19 protein-coding genes are annotated in these 18685 nt (G+C 71.9%); 16 read left to right on the top strand and 3 right to left on the bottom strand.

Going from position 1 to position 18685, the window contains the following annotated elements; all coding sequences use genetic code 11:
- Positions 1-39 precede the first annotated feature (39 nt).
- From ACZ6JY_RS21255 to ACZ6JY_RS21225, 7 genes are all read left to right on the top strand, one after another.
- Positions 40-1053: an LLM class flavin-dependent oxidoreductase gene (locus ACZ6JY_RS21255; RefSeq protein WP_469197603.1), complete on the top strand. Its 1014-nt coding sequence runs from the start codon at positions 40-42 to the stop codon at positions 1051-1053.
- A gap of 35 nt (positions 1054-1088) precedes the next feature.
- Complete coding sequence (locus ACZ6JY_RS21250; RefSeq protein WP_469198024.1) at positions 1089-1856, top strand: thioesterase II family protein; 768 nt, start codon at positions 1089-1091, stop codon at positions 1854-1856.
- 61 nt (positions 1857-1917) lie between these two features.
- On the top strand, positions 1918-3402 hold the full coding sequence (locus ACZ6JY_RS21245; protein ID WP_469197600.1) for an MFS transporter: 1485 nt from the start codon (positions 1918-1920) through the stop codon (positions 3400-3402).
- A gap of 234 nt (positions 3403-3636) precedes the next feature.
- Entirely contained in the window at positions 3637-4848 is a 1212-nt protein-coding gene (locus tag ACZ6JY_RS21240) for a cytochrome P450 (protein WP_469197598.1), read from the top strand.
- Positions 4849-4966: 118 nt separating this feature from the next.
- Positions 4967-5923, top strand: coding sequence for a diacylglycerol/lipid kinase family protein (locus tag ACZ6JY_RS21235; RefSeq protein WP_469197596.1), 957 nt, complete (start codon positions 4967-4969; stop codon positions 5921-5923).
- Positions 5924-5966: 43 nt separating this feature from the next.
- Positions 5967-6335: a nuclear transport factor 2 family protein gene (locus ACZ6JY_RS21230; RefSeq protein ID WP_469197594.1), complete on the top strand. Its 369-nt coding sequence runs from the start codon at positions 5967-5969 to the stop codon at positions 6333-6335.
- Positions 6336-6408: 73 nt separating this feature from the next.
- Complete coding sequence (locus ACZ6JY_RS21225; protein ID WP_469197592.1) at positions 6409-7962, top strand: MmgE/PrpD family protein; 1554 nt, start codon at positions 6409-6411, stop codon at positions 7960-7962.
- A 54-nt stretch (positions 7963-8016) separates the two neighbouring features.
- Here the strand turns inward: ACZ6JY_RS21225 and ACZ6JY_RS21220 are convergent, their stop codons facing one another.
- Positions 8017-8661 (bottom strand): ScbR family autoregulator-binding transcription factor, encoded by a 645-nt coding sequence (locus tag ACZ6JY_RS21220; protein ID WP_469197590.1) that lies wholly within the window; start codon positions 8659-8661, stop codon positions 8017-8019.
- Between the two features lie 303 nt (positions 8662-8964).
- Here ACZ6JY_RS21220 and ACZ6JY_RS21215 point away from each other — a divergent pair, with 303 nt between their 5' ends.
- Positions 8965-9987, top strand: a complete 1023-nt coding sequence (locus ACZ6JY_RS21215) for a ScbA/BarX family gamma-butyrolactone biosynthesis protein (RefSeq protein WP_469197588.1) — start codon at positions 8965-8967, stop codon at positions 9985-9987.
- Here ACZ6JY_RS21215 and ACZ6JY_RS21210 read toward each other — a convergent pair.
- A complete protein-coding gene (locus tag ACZ6JY_RS21210; RefSeq protein WP_469197586.1) occupies positions 9970-10566 on the bottom strand; it encodes a TetR family transcriptional regulator in 597 nt (198 codons plus the stop codon). The two genes, ACZ6JY_RS21215 and ACZ6JY_RS21210, sit on opposite strands and share 18 nt — an antisense overlap.
- 120 nt (positions 10567-10686) lie before the next feature.
- On the opposite strand from ACZ6JY_RS21210, the gene ACZ6JY_RS21205 reads away from it, so the two are divergent.
- From ACZ6JY_RS21205 to ACZ6JY_RS21195, 3 genes are read left to right on the top strand one after another with little or no spacing between them, the layout of a single operon-like run.
- Positions 10687-11907 (top strand): acyl-CoA dehydrogenase family protein, encoded by a 1221-nt coding sequence (locus ACZ6JY_RS21205; protein ID WP_469197585.1) that lies wholly within the window; start codon positions 10687-10689, stop codon positions 11905-11907.
- Complete coding sequence (locus ACZ6JY_RS21200; RefSeq protein ID WP_469197583.1) at positions 11894-12532, top strand: HAD family hydrolase; 639 nt, start codon at positions 11894-11896, stop codon at positions 12530-12532. The genes ACZ6JY_RS21205 and ACZ6JY_RS21200 overlap by 14 nt, the downstream gene beginning before the upstream one ends.
- A 50-nt stretch (positions 12533-12582) precedes the next feature.
- Positions 12583-12804: a hypothetical protein gene (locus ACZ6JY_RS21195; protein ID WP_469197581.1), complete on the top strand. Its 222-nt coding sequence runs from the start codon at positions 12583-12585 to the stop codon at positions 12802-12804.
- Between the two features lie 285 nt (positions 12805-13089).
- Here the strand turns inward: ACZ6JY_RS21195 and ACZ6JY_RS21190 are convergent, their stop codons facing one another.
- A complete protein-coding gene (locus ACZ6JY_RS21190; protein WP_469197579.1) occupies positions 13090-14205 on the bottom strand; it encodes a threonine synthase in 1116 nt (371 codons plus the stop codon).
- 304 nt (positions 14206-14509) lie between these two features.
- Here ACZ6JY_RS21190 and ACZ6JY_RS21185 point away from each other — a divergent pair, with 304 nt between their 5' ends.
- The 5 genes from ACZ6JY_RS21185 (at position 14510) to ACZ6JY_RS21165 (ending at position 18533) form a co-directional block, all read left to right on the top strand.
- Entirely contained in the window at positions 14510-16084 is a 1575-nt protein-coding gene (locus ACZ6JY_RS21185) for a S8 family peptidase (RefSeq protein WP_469197577.1), read from the top strand.
- Positions 16085-16376: 292 nt separating this feature from the next.
- Positions 16377-17132, top strand: coding sequence for a GntR family transcriptional regulator (locus ACZ6JY_RS21180; RefSeq protein ID WP_469197575.1), 756 nt, complete (start codon positions 16377-16379; stop codon positions 17130-17132).
- 207 nt (positions 17133-17339) lie between these two features.
- Positions 17340-17525, top strand: coding sequence for an SPOR domain-containing protein (locus ACZ6JY_RS21175; RefSeq protein WP_469197574.1), 186 nt, complete (start codon positions 17340-17342; stop codon positions 17523-17525).
- A gap of 62 nt (positions 17526-17587) precedes the next feature.
- On the top strand, positions 17588-17986 hold the full coding sequence (locus ACZ6JY_RS21170) for a (deoxy)nucleoside triphosphate pyrophosphohydrolase (protein ID WP_469197572.1): 399 nt from the start codon (positions 17588-17590) through the stop codon (positions 17984-17986).
- Positions 17987-18116: 130 nt separating this feature from the next.
- Positions 18117-18533: an ATP-binding protein gene (locus ACZ6JY_RS21165; protein WP_469197570.1), complete on the top strand. Its 417-nt coding sequence runs from the start codon at positions 18117-18119 to the stop codon at positions 18531-18533.
- The last annotated feature ends 152 nt before the right edge of the window (positions 18534-18685 follow it).

Raw genomic sequence — 18685 nt, 5'->3', positions numbered from 1 at the left:
ACCGGACACCCACCCCGCCCGACGAAACGGAGTACCCCCATGCAGTCCACGGCCGGGCCCTTACGCATCGGCGTCCTGCTGCCCACCAGGGAGCAGGCCATCAACGGCACCTACGCGGCAGCCCCGCTGCTCGACTTCGCGCGGCAGGCCGAGGAGCTCGGCTTCGACTCGCTGTGGGCGGGCGACTCGCTCACCGCACGGCCGCGCCTCGACCCGCTCGTGGTGCTCTCCGCGGCGGCCGCCGCCACCAAGCGGATCACGGTCGGCACGGCGGCGCTCACCCCCGCCCTGCGCCACCCGCTGATCGGCGCCAACATGATCGCCAGCCTGGACCACGTGGCCGCCGACCGCCTGGTCCTCGGTCTCGGCTCGGGCTTCCCGATGCCGGAGACCGAGGAGGAGTTCGCCTCCGTGGGGGCGTCCTTCGCGGGCCGGGTCGGACGCCTCGACGAGATCACCGCGCTGTGGCGCACCGCCTGGCGCTCCGGCGAGGAGGGGCAGCCCTCCGGCTTCGAGGGGAAGTTCTGGCAGGCCGAACGCCTTGAGCGGCTGCCGAAGCCGGCCTCGCCCGGCGGCCCGCCGCTCTGGCTGGCCGGCAGCGACACCCCCAAGGTGCTCGCCAGGGTCGCCCGGAAGTACGACGGCTGGCTGCCGTTCCTGCCCGACGCCGAGGCGTACGGCAGGGCCCGCGCCCGCATCGCCGAGCTGGCCGCGGAGGCGGGCCGCGCGCCGGACGCGGTGACGCCCGCGCTGTACGCGACGGTCACCGTCAACCGTGACGAGGCGGCGGCCAAGGCCGAGCTGGAGCACTACATCGAGCACTACTACGGGCGCTCCCTGGAGCAGATGTCGGCCATCCAGGCCTACGGCTGGGGCAGCGCGGAGCAGTGCGCCGAATGGCTCGGCGCGTATGTGCGCGCGGGCGCGAAGCACCTGGTCATCCGGGTCGGTTCGCTCGACCCGGAGCCGCAGTTGAAGGAGATCGCCGAGGTGCTGCTGCCCGCGGTACGCGCCATCGGGGAGCAGACGACCGTAGGGAGTACACACTCGTGAGCAACGCCACCGCCACCGCCGCCCTGGGCCAGGAGATGTCGAGCGCGGGACAGTGGTTCCAGCCCGTCGAGGCGTCCCCGGACGCCTCCGTGCGGCTCTTCATGCTGCCGCACGCCGGCAGCGGCGCCATCATCTACCGCGACTGGGAGCGGCTGCTGCCCGCGGACATCGCCCCGCAGGCGGTGACCCTGCCGGGCCGCCACAACCGCCGCGACGAGATGACGTACGAGGACTGGGACCCGCTGCTCGACGCGCTGCACGAGGCGGTGCTCGACGACCTGGACGAGCGGCCCTTCGCGTTCTTCGGGCACTGCCTCGGCGCGCAGCTCGCGTTCCGCCTCGCCATCCGCATGGAGGCGGAGCCCGGCCCCTCGCCGACCCTCGTCGGCATGTCGGGCTGGTCGCCGGAGGGCTTCTTCCAGCCCACGGAGGAGCAGAGCCGCATGCCCGACGCCGAGCTGATCGAGTGGATCAAGAAGCTGGGTTCGTTCCCGGCCGAGGTCTACGACAACCCCGAGATGCTCGCCCTGGTCGTCCCCGCGCTCCGCGCCGACCTGCGGGTCGCCGCCCAGTACGTCGACGACGGCGCGGGCACCGCCTGCCCGCTGGTCTCCTACGGCGGCAAGTCCGACCCGCTCCAGGAGCACCCGGACGCCATGTCGCACTGGGCCGGGCGCAGCCCCGACTACCTGGGGCACAGCGAGTACCCGGGCGGCCACTTCTACATCGACAGCCACGCCGAGGCCGTCACCACGCACTTCGCCCAGCGACTCCAGCGGCTGGTCGCCGCGGCGGCTCGCTGATCCGCCGGCCGCCCGATGAGGGGCGGCCGGTTCAACGGGGAACGACTCAGGAAGGCCGGTCATGACCACCGAAGCGGAAATCACGAGCGTGGACGTCCCAAGTGCCGTCGCGCCAGAGGCCGCGCCGCCACCGGAAGGGGCCGCGGCGGCCAAGCCCTCCTACGGGGCGCTCCTGGTCGTCCTGGCCGGCCTCTTCATCACCAACCTCGACTTCTTCATCGTCAACGTGGCGATCCCCTCGCTCCAGACGAACATGCACGCCACGGCGGCGGAGATCCAGCTCATCGCCGTCACCTTCACCATCGGCCTGGCCGCCCTGCTGATCACCGGCGGCCGGCTCGGCGACATCTACGGCAGGCGCAAGGTCTACTCGATCGGGGTGCTGCTCTTCACGGTCGCCTCGCTGGCGTGCGGCCTGGCGCAGAACATGACCGAGCTGATCGTCGCCCGCGGCGTCCAGGGCGCGGCGGCGGCGCTGGTCATCCCGCAGGTGCTCGGCATCCTGACGACCGCGTACTCCGGCAAGCACCGGGCCGTGGCGTTCAACGCGTACGGCATCGCGCTCGGCGCGGCGGCGGTCTTCGGACAGCTCATCGGCGGCCTGCTGATCCAGGCCGACCTGTTCGGCTCGGACTGGCGCTCGATCTTCCTGATCAACGTGCCGATCGGTGTGCTCGTCCTCGCGCTCACCCCGAAGCTGGTGCCGGAGTCGAAGTCGGAGGGGCGCACCGGGCTCGACTGGACCGGCGTCGTCCTGGTCACCGCCGGGCTCACGGCCGTGGTGCTGCCGCTCGTCATCGGCCGCGAGGAGAACTGGCCGGTCTGGACGTGGTTCTGCATGGCGGCGGCGGTCCCGCTGCTCGGCGCCTTCTGGGCGAGCCAGCGGCGGCTCGCGGCTCGCGGTCAGTCGCCGCTCGTCAGCCCGGCCCTCTTCCGTGACCGCGCCTTCAGCGTCGGGTCGGTCGCCATCCTCGTCTACTTCTCGGTGATGGCGTCCTTCTTCCTGGTCCTCGCGCTCTACCTCCAGCAGGGGCGCGGCGCCTCCGCCTTGGAGTCGGGGCTGCTCTTCGTGCCGCTGGGGCTCGGCTTCTTCGTCGCCTCGGCCATGGCGCCCAAGTTCGCCGCGAAGCTGGGGCGGCAGGCGCTGACGCTGGGGGCCGTGGTGGTGGCCGCGGGCGACATCGCCTTCGCGCAGACGGCGTCGCAGCTCGGCACCACGGGCTCGGTCGCCTGGTGCATCCCCGTGATGGTGGTCTGCGGCTTCGGCATGGGCCTGGTCGTCGCCCCGCTCACCTCGCTGGTCCTGGAGAGCGTGGCGCCCGAGCACGCCGCCGCGGCCTCCGGGGTGTTCTCCACCGGCCAGGAGATGGGCAACGTCCTGGGCATCGCGGTGATCGGCGTGGTCTTCTTCGGCGAGGCGGGGGAGCACCCGTCGGCGCAGGGCTACGGCGACGGATTCATGCTGAGCCTGTACGTCCAGGCCGGCATCTGCGTACTGGTGGCGCTGCTCGTGCAGTTGCTGCCCCGTAAGGCCGAGAAGGCCTGACCACCGCCCCCTCAGGGGGGGGCACCGTCCTCTCGGGCGGGCAGTCCGAAGCGGCGGGTGCCGCGGAGCGAAACGCTCCGCGGCACCCGCCGTTCGCGTGTTTCCGGGGCCGGAACCGGATGCAAACATTCGGCCAAAAAAGGGTGTTGACAAATCAGTCGGACGTCAGAGGCGAGTCAGGCCTTTCGGACAACATGACGGAAAGGAATCAGCCACAACCCGGGGGGAAATTTCATGACGATCACTCCTGTCGCGCCAGCGGTACAAGAGCGGCTCGCCGCGTGGCCCATGCCGCGCACCTGCCCGTACTCGCCGCCGGACGCCTACGCCGGGCTTCGCGGGGGAGCACCGGTGAAGGTAAGGATCAGGACAGGCGAGGCATGGCTGGTGACGCGCCACGCCGACCTCCGCGCGGTCCTGACGGACCCGCGCTTCAGCTCCGACGACACGCTCCCCGGCTTCCCGGTGCGCATACAACTGCCGCCCGCGCCCCGGGTCATGTCCTTCACGCGGATGGACGGCCCGGAGCACGGACGGCTGCGCCGCATGGCGATGACCGAGTTCACCGCCCGCCGCACCCGCGCCCTGCGCCCCTCGGTGGAGCTCCTGGTGGACCGGCTCGTCGGCGAACTCGAGCAGGGGCCGCGCCCCGTCGACCTGGTGGAGCGCTTCTCGGTCCGGCTGCCCTCGCTGGTCATCGCCCGCATGCTGGGCGTCCCCGAGGCCGACGAGTGCGACTTCACCGAGCTGAGCCAGGCCGTCCTGTCCCAGGACGCGACGCCGGAGCAGATCTACGCGGCCTTCGTGGAGATGACGCAGTACCTGGACGGGCTGATCGAGCGCAAGCGCCGCGCACCCGAGCAGGACCTGCTCAGCCGCCTGGTGACGCAGTACGTGGCCACCGGCGAGCTGTCCCACGACGACCTGGTGGCGATGGCCCGCCTCTTCCTGGTCGCCGGCCACGAGACCACCGCCCACCAGCTCAGCCTCAGCGTGCTCAGCCTGCTGCGCGAACCGGAGCAGACGGCCCTGCTCCTGAACGACCCCGCGCTGTTCGCCCCGGCCGTCGAGGAGCTCCTGCGCTACTGGTCCATCACGCAGGACAACCAGGTCAGGGTCGCCGTGGCCGAGGCGGAGATCGGCGGCGCCCGCATCGCGCCGGGCGACGGAGTGATCCTGGCCTACCCCAGCGCCAACCACGACGAGACGGTCTTCCCGGGCGGCGACCGCCTCGACCTGAGCCGGGACGCGAGCCGGCACATCGCTTTCGGCCACGGCCCGCACCTGTGCCCCGGCGCCTCGCTGGCCCGCATGGAGCTGGAGGTCGCCCTGCGCGCCCTCTTCGGCCGCCTCCCGGGGCTTCGCGTCGCCGACGTCGACGGCGCGGTCTCGTTCCGCGAGAACACCATCAACTACGGCCTCAACTCCCTGCTCGTGACCTGGTAGGGGCCGTCAGAGGCGCGTCAGAACCGTGTCAGCGCCGGATGCGAGAGTCGTTCGCAGGTGCTACCAGAGCCAGGTGTCACCGGAGCCAGGTGCTACCAGAGCAAGGAGTACGCCCGACATGGCCGACAGCAGCGACGCCGCGGGCCCCACCAGGGCCCTGGTCATAGCCAATCCCGCTTCCGGCAGCCACAGCGCGCGCCTCGTGCGCGAGGTGCGGGAGCTGTGCTCCGCCCACCTCGCGCACACCGAGCTCCACCTCACCACCGCCCAGGGAGACGCGACCGTCCACGTGCGCCGCGCCCTTGAGCGGACCGAGGGGGCGCCCGACCTCGTCGTCGCCATCGGCGGCGACGGGACCGTGCGCGAGGTCGTCCAGGGCCTCCACGGGGCCGCAGGACGGGCCGCGCTCATGATCGTGCCCGGTGGCACGGGGAACTCCGCGTACAAGATGCTCTGGGGTGAGCGGCCCTGGGGCGAGGCCCTCAAGGCGGTGCTCGCCGACTCCGGCGCGGGCGGCAGCGCGCGGCTGCGCCGGCTGGACCTGGCGCGGCTCGCCGAGACCCGCAACTGCGTCTTCCTCGGCTCGTGCAGCGGGGTGATCGCGGACGCGCTCATCACCGCGGCGGACAGCCCGCTCACGGGCCGCGAGAGGTACGCGAAGGCGTTCGCCGACACCGCGGCGGACTACGTCCCGTACCCGGGCCGTGTCGTCGTCGACGGGCGGGTCGTGCACGAGGGCCCGACCGTCCTCGCCAACGTCGGGGGCGGCCCCTACCGGGGCGGCCGCTTCCTCGTCCTGCCCGACTCGCTGCTCGACGACGGGCTGCTGGACGTCTGCGTCATCGGCGGCGGCGTCGCCGCGACCGAGGTCCCGGGACTGACCCTGCGGGCCGACCACATGCGCCACCCGGCGACCGTGTACGCGCGCGGCCGCACCATCACCGTCGAACGCACCGACGGCAAGCGCCTGCCGCTGGAGCACGACGGCGAGTACCAGCACGCCATCGGCGCCTCGGCCACCTTCGAGGTCCTGCCGGGGGCCCTGGCCACCTGGGCCCCGACGGAACCCGTCTGACCATCTCTTGCTCCCGAACGACGCTCTCGACCAAGGAGAACCCATGAGCGACCTGAACAACACCGTCACCCGCTACCTCGCCATCTGGAACGAGGCGGACGCCGACAAGCGCTCCGCGGCCATCGCCGAGCTGTTCACGGCGGACGCCCCGTACATCGACCCGATGGCCGCCGTCGAGGGCCACGAGGGCATCGGCGCGGTCATCGCCGGCGCCCGCGACCAGTTCAAGGGCCTCAGCTTCGAGCTGATCGGCACCGTGGACACCCACCACAACCTCGCCCGCTTCCAGTGGGGCCTGGTGACCGAGCCCGGCAGCGAGCCGATCGCCATCGGCTTCGACGTCGCGGTCACCGCCGACGACGGCCGGATCAAGGGCGTCTACGGCTTCCTCGACAAGGTCCCCGCGGCCTGATCACCCGGAGTGGGGGTACGCCGTCGGCGTACCGCCGCCCCGGTCCCATCAGCACGGAAAGGCAGGGCGTCACATGTCGGCGGTACTGGCCGAACGGGTGGCCCGGACGCTGTGCGAACAGTGGGAGCCGCCACGGGCCACGGGCCCGCGCGCCACCACGGACACACCGCTGCGCGAACTGTCCCGGTGGGCTGCGAGGCTGCGCCCCCAGGACGTCCCCTGCCGGGTCCTGAAGCTCGCCGCGAGCCAGGTCCTCTCCCAGATCGCCTCCATCAGGGCGGGCCTCGCCCACCCCCTCGGCCGCAAGTTCGTGGCCGCCTTCGGCCACCCCATGCAGCGCGACCCGAGGACCGCCGCCGGAGTCTTCGCCGCCCTCGGCTCCTGGCTCAACCTCGACGACACCGCGTACGCCGGACACCTCTCCAACTCCACCGTCGCGGTGCCCCTCGCCTTCGCCTACGCCCGCAAGCTCGACGGGCTCTCCCTGCTGACCGCCGTCGTCGCCGCCAACGAGTGCGCCGCGCGCATCACCGCGTCGGCGACCCTCGGACCGCTGCGCGGACAGAGCGCCGTCCACACCCACCTCGCGGGGGCCGTGGCGGGCCGGCTGCACTGCGACCGGGCGCCCGCGGGCGTGTGGGAGAACTCCTTCGGCCTGGCCTTCGCCATGCCCAACTGGCCGCTGATGCGCGCCTTCCTGGCCAGCGACGCCCGCCTCTTCAACGCCTTCACGCCCGTACGCACCGCCATGGACGCCTGTGACGCGGCGGCGGCCGGGCTGCGCGGCGCCCCCGACATCATCGAGCACGAGGACGGCTTCCTGGCCCGCTTCGCCACCGTCCCGCTCCCGCAGGCCGTCGCCAAGGGGCTCGGCACCCGCTGGCACACCGACACCCTGTCCTTCAAGATGCACCCCGGCGGTCCCGGCATCGACGCGGCGGTGGACTGCGCCGCGGAGATACACCGCGCGATGGGTCCGATCCGCCCGCAGGACGTGGCGGAGATCGTCGTCGAGGCGTCGCTGTACACGCTGTTCGCCGGCGAGCGCGCCGCCCAGTACGTCAACGGTCCCGGATCACCGCTCGGCGCCCTCGTCCTCGACGTCCCCTACCCGGTCGCCACCACCCTGATGACCGGCGAGTTCTCCGTGGACGACTTCTCCTCGCCGCACGTGGACGACCCCGGGCGCTGGGAGCTGGCCCGCCGGGTCCGCCTGGAGCACGACACCGGCATGACCCGCGAACTCTTCCTCTCCGACGCCCCGTTCGGCGAAGCCGTGCGTGAGGCGGGACCGGACGCCGTGCCCTGGCTGCGCGGGTTCGGCGGGGACGAGCTGGTGGACCTGGTCGGCAGCCTCGGCGCGGCGGGCCAGGACTTCTCCCGCTCGACGAAGGCCACCGGCGCCCGTGTCACCGTACGGCTGACGGACGGGCGGACGGTGACCCGCGGGCGCCTCATCCCGGTGGGCGCCGCGGGTCCCGACACTCGCTCGCGCCACTCGGAGCTGGTGCGCGAGAAGTTCCTCGCCGTCGGCGGATCGCAGCAGGTCGCCGACACGGTCGGCGCGCTGCACCGCATGCGGCCGCGCGGAGTGCGCCGCTGGATCGAGGCGGCGTTCCTCGACTGACCGGTGACCGCCGGCCGGCGGCCCCGCGAGTGCGGGGCCCCTGGCCCTCCGGTCTCAGCGCTCGGGCAGGAAGACGTCGATGATCTCCTGCACCCGCTCGATGACGTCCTGCCGGTTCGCCTGCACCCAGGAGATGTGCTGCGCCCCGAAGAGCGCGGCGCGCAGCACGCGCGCGAGCGCGGCCGGGTCGGCGTCCCCGGGCAGGGTCCCCGCCTTCCGGCAGTTCTCCAGCAGTTCGGTGAGCAGGTCCGTGAAGCCCACGTAGGGGATGGGCATCTCGCTCTTGATGTACGGGCGCTCGATCTGAAGCCGGGAGCCCGCCTTGATGTAGTCGTCGTCGCGGAAGCCGCCGGCCACCGCGAGGAGCACGTTCACCACCGTTTCGGGGGAGTGCGGCGCGTCCTCGATGACAGGCGCGATGATCTCGTTCAGACGGCGGTAGAACTCGCCCGCCACGGAGGCGGCGATCGCCTCCTTGTTGGCGAAGTGGAAGTACACCGCCCCCTTGGTCATCTCCGCCTTGTCCGCCACGTCCTTGATGGTGACGGCGGGGAAGCCGGTGTCGGCGAAGACCGAGGCCGCCGCGTCGAGGATCGTTCTGCGGGTCTGGATCGCCCGCTCCTGCTTGAGGTGTGACGTGTCGTTCGAGGACGTGACGGTCGAAAGGGGCGGCAGCGGTGTCTTGCGTTGGTTGCTCATGGCGTCCATATCGTGCGCAGTCGATCTGATCGGATCCGGGTGTGCTCCGGCCCAGGGTCCAGGCGGCCGTGAGGTGGGCTTATGTCTCCCGACGCGCCAACTGAGCGCTACGCGGCGGTAGTTGTTGGTGACGGCATGTGGCTACCGCTCTTGAAATATACCTTCTCGCAGGTATATTAATTCCCGCGAAGCAGGGCTTCACACGTCTGTTCTCTGGCAAGAGTTCGTCCTGATTTGGGGGAAGCGTTGTCTCAGAAGTCGGTCGTGCTCATCGATACTTCCAGAAACCCGGATGCCGCATCAATGGCTCTCACGGCACCTGGCCTCACGTTCCTCAGGCCCGTCCCGCGCGCGCTGGTGCACCGCAGCTCGATCGCGGAGGTGTTCGTCACCGACGGCTGTCGTGTGAGCGACAGCCGTTTCTCGGTCGCGGCCCAGTGGCCGCGCGACCACGCGCTCTACCACCCCGACGCACAGAGCATCAGTGACCCGATGCTGTTCGCGGAGACCATCCGCCAGGCACTTCTCTACATAGGGCACGAGTACTGCGACGTGCCGCTCGGAACGCGTTTCGTCGGCCGTGACCTGTCCTTCGACATCACCGACCCGGCGGCGCTGCGGGTCAACGGCACACCCGTCCCCGTGATCCTCGACGCGGAGTGGACCTGGGAGGAGGGGCGTCCGAGGGGGGCTCGCCTCGACGTCAGGCTCATGGTGGACGGGGAGCTCTGCGGCACCGGGGCGATCCGCGTCTACGTGATGGACGACCGCCGCTACGGACTGCTGCGCCGGATGGCCTGGGGCGGCGACGCCCCACCGGCCCCCGTGGCGGGGCAGCCGTCCCCGGCACCCCTCGTGCCGCCGCGCCGGGTGGGCCGGCTGCGGTGGAAGGACTGTGTCCTGGAGCGCTGCTGGCCGGACGGGGACTGGCAGTTGCGCCTCGACCGCGACCACGCCGTGCTCTTCGACCACCCCACCGACCACGTGCCGCTCATGGTCCTCATGGAGGGCTTCCGTCAGCTCGGCCACCTCTGCGTCCACGAGAGGGTGGAGGAGCCCCTGGGCGACCAGGCGTACGCGCTGGTCGGAACGCAGGTGGAATGCGCGGCCTTCGCCGAGCTGAACGCCCCGATCCGGCTGCTCGTCGAACAGAGCGTGCCGGGGGCCACCGCGGCGGACCCGTTCCGGATGCGGGTCGCGGCCCTGCAGGGGGACACGCTGCTCGCCAGGACCGACATGGCGTGGGAGCGCGTGAGCCCACGCGACCCGGCCGTGGGTCACGGGCTCAGGCCCGAGCTGGCCTCGGCGTCAGGCCTTGCTCCGTAGGGCGTGGTCCAGGACGTTCCACATGGCGGCCACCCGGCTGCCGGGCTCCGTCCGCTCTTGGACGGAGCCCACCCAGAAAGCTCCGAAGAACGCGGCCACCAGCAGGTCGGCCACGGCCTTGGCGGAGGCGCCGGCCTCCCAGTGGCCTTCCTGCTGCACCTCGCCCACCAGGCACAGCACCACTGAGTGCGTCTCGTCCAGGAGGGCCGCCGTGTCCCCCGAAGCCTGAGCCGTCTCCAGCGCGAGCCTGAGCGCGGCACGGGCCCGTACGTCCCCCTGGAACAGCTCTCCCAGGGTCAGCATGAGGCTCCGCAGCCGGCTGAGCGCGGGGTCGACCGGGATCTTCGCCGCGGTCAGGGGGAGTTCGACCGCGTCGTTCAGATGAGTCGAAAGAACGGCGGCCAGCTCCTCCTTGTTGGAGAAGTGACCGTAGAGGGCGCCCTTCGTCAGACCGATCTGGTCGGCGATCTTCTGCAGGTTGGTGTTCGCGTACCCGTAGCGCGCGAACTCATGGGCGGCGGCGTCCAGGACGGCGTCGTACGTGCGCAAGGCGCGTGCTTGCTTCGGCAAGGTGCACACCTCCTTCACTGGCGGGAATCGGGGGGTGAGCCGCACCGCGGAACTCTGAGTCAGGGTCCGGCTGCAATAAAGATACGTTCAAGAACGAATTCTAATCCTCCGAAGGGGTGTATGCCACAGATGATTCAGTCACAGAGTTCAGCGACGGAGCACCGGCGGTCCGGCGGCGCCGGACCCTTCTCCCCCACGGCGGTCGCGAGCGCCACGCGGTCCGCCGCCGGCCACGCCGACGCGGCCGAGCGGACCAGACGCCTGGACGACGAGACCGCCGGATCACTGTCCCGCGCCGGCTTCGCCCGGCACTTCGTGCCCCGCGCCTGGGGCGGCACCGAAGGCACCTTCAGCGCACTGCTCGACGCCGTGGCCACGGTCGGCGCGGGCTGCGCCTCGGCCGCCTGGTGCGGTGCCCTGTGGGCCGCGCACGGCAGGTTCGCCGCGTACCTGCCGCCCGAAGGGCAGCGTGACCTCTGGGCGGCCTCGCCCGACACGCTGATCACCGCCGTGATGGGCCCGTCCGGCGAGGCCACGCCCACCCGTGAGGGCTGGCTGCTCAGCGGGGCCTGGCCGTACGCGAGCGGGGTCGCCTTCGCCGACTGGCTCCTCCTCACCTCCACCGAGCCCACCGAACAGGGGCCGCGCTGCCGGGTGTTCGCCGTGCCCCGCGGCCGGGCCGCGGTCCTCGACACCTGGGACGCCGACGGGATGCGCGGCACCGGCAGCCACACCGTCGTCGTCGACTCCGTCCTCGTGCCGCGCCACCGCTCCTTCCTCCTGTCCGACCTCACCGAGGGCGCCCCGGGCCCCGGGCGGGCCAGGTGCCACACCGTGCCCGCCCAGCTCGGCGGCGGCCTCCTCTTCTGCGCCCCCGCGCTCGGCGCCGCGCGGCACGCGCTCGACGCCTGGTCCCAGTGGGCCGCGCGACGGGCGCTCGACCTGCCCGAAGCGGGCGTGCTGCGGCTGCACCGGGCCCTGGCCCTCTCGTCCGACGAGATCGAGGCCGCCCAACTGCTGCTGCGCGACGCGGCGCAGCGCGCCGACGCCGAGGCCTGGACCGAGCGTGACGTGGCGCGCAACCGGCGCATCGCGGCCTCCGCCGTGGGCCTGCTCGCCCGGGCCGTCGAGCGGATGCACCGCACCGCCGGCGGACCGTCCTTCGGGGGCCCGGCCGCGGTCGAGCGCTGCCGCCGCGACGTGCGGACCATCGCCGGCCACCGGATGCTCCGCAGGGAGCAGGCCGCGGCCGACTACGCCAAGAGCGTCTTCTCCGAACTGTCCGAGCTGTCCGAACAGCCCGCCCCGATGCGGGAACTCGCCCTGGAGGTGCCCCGTGCCGAGGTCTGAGCGCGCCCGTCTGGTCTTCACCGACGTCGACGAAACGCTGATCACCTGCAAGAGCCTCCTGGACTTCCTCGACTTCTACTCCGCGGGCCGGTACGGCGCCGAAGGGGCCCGCAGGTCGGCCCGCGTCCGCGAGGACCTGGGGGCGAGGACGGCCGCCGGACTGTCGCGCGCGGACGCCAACCGCGCGTACTACCGCGCCTGGCGGGGCGAACCGGTGGCCGCGGTCGAGGAGTGGGCCCGCCGCTGGTTCACCGAACGCAGCGCCGCGGAGGGCTTCTACGTCCGCGAGGTCGCGGCCGAACTGCGCGGCCACCGCGCCGCGGGAGCGAGCATCGCCCTGGTCTCCGGATCGTTCCGCCCGCTGCTCGAACCCATCGCCGAGGCGGTCGGCGCCGAGCACGTGCTGTGCGCGCGCCCTGAGCGGTGCGGCCGGGTCTACACCGGCGCGCTCGTCGGCGCCCCGGTCATCGGCGAGGAGAAGCGCCGCCTGGTCCGTGAACTCCTCGACCGGTACGCGCACATCGACCCCGCCGACTGCTACGGCTACGGGGACGACGCGTCCGACCTGCCCATGCTCGCCGAGGTGGGCCACGCGGTACTGGTCGGGGGCGGGGCCCGGGGCTGAGCAACTCCCTGGCCATGACCAAGGGTGCGTACGGCTCTTACCGCAAGGCGATGAGCGATGTGTACGGCGGCTGGTGGTTCACCTGGCCGCTGACCCAGCGGGTCCGGGTCAAGGACGTACGGGCGCTGCACCGCGACGGTTCGGTCAGCGCCGGAACCCTGGCCGACCGCGGCATCGACGCCAAGCCCGGTCCCATCGGCGCCCACGGCGCTGCTCTGCCCGCGGCCACGGCCCGACGTCGCCCCGGAGTACGCGGGAACGGTCGAGGCTGAGCGGCTGTTCTCCGGCATGCCGTCGCGGCACGCGCGCGTCCCCGGCGTCCTGGCCGCCGCGGCCCTGGCCTTCCTGACCGACCCCGCGGCCTACGACGCCCGAGCCGTCACCCCCCCTCGCCACAGCAGAGGCCCTCTCCCTACGCCCAAGGGGCCCCCGCCGCCCCCCCCCGCCCCCGACCGCCCCCGACGGGACGACCACCGGCCGCCGCCTTCTGAGCGCGCTGCGGGAGACGGCCCGGGAGGCGTGAGCTGCCCGGACCCGGCCCCGAAGCATGCCCGGCCTCAGCCGCCCGCGAGGCCCGTCTTCGCCCCCGCGCCGCACAGTGGGATCACCGCGGTCCGGTCGCCGAGTGTTCCCTCGCGTACCGCGGCCCAGCAGGCGACGCCGGTCGATTCCACGTAGAGCCCGCGTGCCGCCAGGTCGAGCTGTGCCGCCGCGATCTGTTCCTCCGTCACGGTGAGGAAGGCGCCTCCCGAGTCGCGCACGGCGCGCAGGATCTGCCGCGCGCGGGGTGGCCGCGGGATCGCGATGCCCTCCGCGAAGGTGGCGGCCGCCGGGGTCTCGCCGACCAGGTCGTCGGCGCCGGCCCGCCAGGCATCGGCGAGCGGCGCGACCGCCGCGGACTGCACCGCGTACAGCGCGGGCGCCTTCGCGATGAGACCGGCCGCGTGCAGCTCGCGCACGGCGAGCGCGGCGCCGAGCAGCAGCGTCCCGTTGCCGACGGGCACGACGAGGACGTCGGGCAGCCGCCCGCCCAGGTCTTCCCAGAGCTCGTGGACGTAGGTCTTGGTGCCCTGGAGGAAGTAGGGGTTGTGGACGTGCGAGGCGTAGAAGACGCCGGGCTCGTCGGCGGCGGCGCGTGCCGCCTTCGCCGTCGACTCCCGGTCCCCGTCGACGACTTCGAGCCGCGCGCCGTGCGCGGTGATCTGCTCCAGCTTCTTCGGCGAGGTACCGGCGGGCACGTACACCGTGCAGGGCAGCCCGGCCCGCGCGCTGTACGCGGCGACCGACGTCCCCGCGTTGCCGCTGCTGTCGGCGATGACCCGCTCGGGGCCGAGCCGCTGCGCGAGGGCGGCGAGCATGACCGCGCCCCGGTCCTTGAAGGAGAGCGTCGGCATCAGGAAGTCCAGCTTGGCCGAGACGGAACCCGCGAGCTCCACGAGGGGTGTGCGCCCCTCGCCGAGGGAGATCGCGGGAGCGGACAGCGGGAGGCACTCCGCGTACCGCCACAGCGAGTTGACGCGTCCGACCAGCGAGGCCAGGCGCGCGGGCGTGGGGGAGAAGTCGAGGTCGAGCGGGCCCCGGCAGACCGGGCAGGACCAGGCGAGCGTGCCCGCGGGGACGCGGGTTCCGTCGATGGGGCAGAAGGAGTCGGGCAGGGCGGTCGTGTCAGTCATGCGCGCAGGCTATTGCGGCGCCCGCCGGTGGAGCGGGAGGGCGGCCGTGAGGGGCCTGGGGTGGTTGGTGCCGGTGAGGCGTGAAGAGTGCGTGGCGGGCGCGTTACGTCCGTCCCTAACCCTTGTGGGATTCCTATGGATCAGCCAATCTTTCGTCCCGGTGGAGTCAGGAATCCCTGGGCAAGACATGTCGGATCGCACCGTCGAATTGACATGGTCATGGCCGAGGGGTGGCTTCCCATGTGTGGGCACCACAGCACGGCATCCCCCACCAGCGCAGCACCTATTGAGGAGGACCCCTCAGATGGCAGTGATGCGTCATTCCCGCCGAAGACTGGCAGGGATCAGCGCGACAGCGGTCGCGGCCCTCGCCCTCGGCGTCGTCTCCGCCCTCCCGGCGAACGCGCAGCCGGACCGGGCGGAAGGCATGATCGAGAACGCCGGCGCCCCTGGCGTGATCAAGAACAGCTACATCGTGAGCCTCGACAAGAACGCCCCGAAGGCCCGCTCCGCCGAGGGCAAGGCCCTCGCCAAGGAGTACGGCGCCAAGATCGAGCGGACCTACGACAAGGCCCTCAACGGGTACGCGGTCGAGCTCACGGAGTCCGAGGCCAAGAAGTTCGCCGCCGACCCGGCGGTCGACGTGGTCGTGCAGAACCGGACGTTCACCGCCTCCGCGACCCAGAACAACCCGCCCTCCTGGGGCCTGGACCGCATCGACCAGAAGTCGCTGCCGCTGGACCAGAAGTACACCTACCCGGACTCCGCGGGCGAGGGCGTGACGGCGTACGTCATCGACACCGGCGTCCGCATCACCCACAGCGACTTCGGCGGACGCGCCTCCTACGGCTACGACGCCATCGACAACGACAATACCGCGCAGGACGGCCACGGCCACGGCACCCACGTCGCGGGCACCGTCGGCGGAACCCTGCACGGCGTCGCCAAGAAGGCGAAGATCGTCGGCGTCCGCGTCCTGAACAACCAGGGCTCGGGCACCACCGCGCAGGTCGTCGCGGGCATCGACTGGGTGACCAAGAACGCGGTCAAGCCGGCCGTCGCCAACATGTCGCTCGGCGGCGGCGCCGACACCGCCCTGGACACCGCCGTGCGCAACTCCATAGCCGCAGGCATCACCTACGCCGTCGCGGCGGGCAACGAGTCGACCAACGCGTCGACCAAGTCACCCGCCCGCGTGGCGGAGGCCATCACCGTCGGCGCCACGACCAGCACCGACGCGAGGGCCAGCTACTCCAACTACGGCAGCGTCCTGGACATCTTCGCCCCGGGCTCGTCGATCACCTCGTCGTGGAACACCGGCGACTCGGCGACCAACACCATCTCCGGTACGTCGATGGCGTCCCCGCACGTCGCGGGCGCGGCGGCGATCTACCTGGGCGCCAACCCGTCCTCCACCCCGGCGCAGGTCTCCGCCGCCCTGGTCGACGCGTCCTCGCCGGGCGTCGTCACCAACCCCGGCTCGGGCTCGCCGAACCGCCTGCTCAACGTGGTCGGCGGCACGACGGAACCGCCGGGCAAGAAGTTCACCAACGACACCGACTACGCGATCCAGGACAACGCCACGGCCGAGTCCCCGGTGACCGTGACCGGCGTCGGGGGCAACGCGCCCGCCGCGCTGAGCGTGCCGGTGACCATCCAGCACACCTACATCGGTGACCTCCGCGTCCAGTTGGTCGCCCCGGACGGCACGGCCTACACCCTCAAGAACTACGGGACCGGCGGCAGTGCCGACAACATCAACACCACGTACACGGTGAACGCCTCGTCCGAGACGGCCGACGGCACGTGGAAGCTGCGGGTCAGTGACAACGCTGCGCAGGACACCGGGAAGATCGACTCCTGGAGCCTGCAGTTCTGACGGTCAGGGGGCCGGGCCGTCCGCTGTGACGCCGTCGGCTCCCTGACGTGCTCGTCCTCGTCCTCGCGGGACGGCTCCGGGTCGCTGATCCGGGCCGCCGCGAGGACGAGCCGTGTGGGTCGGCAACGACCCCGGGGAAGTGGTGCGTGGCTCCCCATATCCGGGGAACAGCCCTGCGTAAAGGCCTGCACGGGCAGAAGCATCACTTCGAGTGATTCCTTGGCCTTGGGTTGCAGTCAACAACCCACGGTTGCCAGGCTGTAGCTGTCTGTCAACCTGTTGGGAGTGGCCAGTGACTTTCGGTGAGCAGCCTGCGTATCTGCGCGTCGCGGGTGATCTCCGCAAGAAGATCACCGACGGATCACTGCCACCGCACACCCGTCTCCCGTCGCAGGCCAGAATCCGCGAGGAGTACGGCGTCTCGGACACGGTCGCGCTGGAGGCGCGCAAGGTCCTGATGGCCGAAGGCCTGGTCGAGGGCCGCTCCGGATCGGGGACCTATGTCCGGGAGCGCCCCGTCCCCCGCAAGATCGCCCGCACCGGCTATCGCGCGGCGGACGGCGGCTCCACCCCCTTCCGCCAGGAGCAGGCCGCCGACGGAGCGCGCGGCACCTGGGAGTCCCGCAGCGAGCAGGTGGAGGTGGGCGCCGCGATCGCGGAGCGGCTCGACATCCGGGCGGGCGAGCGCGTGATGTGCACCAAGTACGTCTTCAGGGACGCGGGCGAGGTCATGATGCTCTCCACCTCCTGGGAACCCCTGGCCGTGACGGGTCGCACCCCGGTGATGCTCCCCGAGGAGGGCCCCCTCGGCGGCTGCGGAGTGGTCGAGCGCATGGCGGCCATCGACGTCGTCGTGGACAACGTCGCGGAGGAGGTCGGCGCCCGCCCCGGCCTCGCCGAGGAACTGACGGCACTCGGCGGCGTCCCCGGCCACGTGGTCATCGTCGTCCAGCGGACGTACTACGCCTCGGGCCGCCCGGTGGAGACGGCGGACGTCGTGGTCCCCGCCGACCGCTACCGCGTGGCGTACCACCTGCCGGTGAAGTAGCCGCGGCCCCTCCAAAGCGACTGCCCGCGACCGGAGCCGGGCGCCGCCGCCCCCCTCCATGGCCGATTGCGCACCTTGCGCGTATCTCCTTGTGCCATTCCGTATCCGCTGAGTAAAGGTCGGGCGTAGGCTCGGGCATATGCGGACTGCGGTTTCCTTAGAGATCGAGGCGCTCCGCGCGCCGGAGGCGCCGAGCGGAGGGGCGCGATGAACGACGGGACGGTTGTGCTGCCCTGGCTCGTGATACGGCAGGACGGCAACGGCAATCGCTATCGCGTGGGCAGGTTCGCGACGAAGGCCGAGGCCCAGAAGATCGCGGACAGCCTCGACGAGCGCGGCCACGAGCAGCTCTACTGGATCGAGAAGCTCAACACGAACGGCACCGGGCACTGAGAAGCCCGCGCGGAGGCAGGGCTCCGGCCCGCTGACCGGGAGCGGACCCTAAGCTCTGGCGCATGAACGAACGCATCGTGGTGGGCGCCGCTCTGTACGACGACGGCGGACGCCTGCTCGCCGCGCGGCGCAGCGCGCCCCCGGAGCTGGCGGGCGGCTGGGAGCTGCCCGGCGGCAAGGTGGAGCCGGGTGAGCGGTGCGAGGACGCGCTCGTGCGCGAGCTCCGCGAGGAGCTGGGCGTCGAGGCGGCGGCGGTGGAGCGGGTGCCCGGCGAGTGGCCGCTCGCCAAGGGGTACGTCCTGCGGGTCTGGACGGCCCGCCTCGTCTCCGGTGAACCGGAGCCCCTGGAGGACCATGACGCGCTGCGCTGGCTCGCCCCCGGCGAGGTCTGGTCGGTGGACTGGCTGGCGGCGGACGTCCCCGCCGTCAAGGCACTGAGGGCCATGCAGGACCACTCGTAGCGCCCTACCGGACCCCCCGAAGTGTGGCCACCTATACCCCAAATGCCCCAATTCGTGGTACTTCATCCCGTGGTGCGGGTATGGGCCCCTTGACTCCAAGAAACGGACAGGTCCTGCTTCTGGTCTGGAAGTGATCGGCGTGATCGACACCAAAGGCGACTGCGCCGAATGGGACTTCCCCGCGGATCCCGGCGCCGTCGGCACCGCCCGCGCCGTCGTCCGCGAACAGCTCGGCGACTGGAACCTCACGCCCCTCGGCGACATCACCGTACTGCTCGTCAGCGAGCTGGTGACCAACGCCCTGTGCCACGCCTCGGGGCCGATCGGCGTACGCCTCGTACGCCCCACTGGCCCCATGGGCACCCTGCTCGTCGAGGTCTCCGACCCGCTCCCCGACCCGCCCCTCGCACGCAGCGCGGACCCCGAGGACGAGAGCGGCCGGGGCCTTCAGCTGGTGGCCCGCTCGGCGCGGAGCTGGGGTACGCGGCCGGGCCGGACGGGCAGAGCGGGAAAGACGGTGTGGTTCGAGCTGGCCTTGCCGGGTTAGAAGACTGGCAGTGTGCGACGGGCGTCGGGCACAAGAGCGGCACGGGCCAAAAAGCGTCGAGTCCGTGCTGTGATCGTGAACGCCGTGTGGTGCTGTGCCGTAGTGCTGGATACTGCGGTCAGCCGTAGGCGGTGACCGGTGCCGGACGCGGT

It is taken from the genome of Streptomyces sp. NPDC046335 (assembly GCF_055587985.1).
The sequence above is the reverse complement of the archived record's forward strand: the minus strand, read 5'-3'. Positions and strand labels throughout refer to the sequence as shown.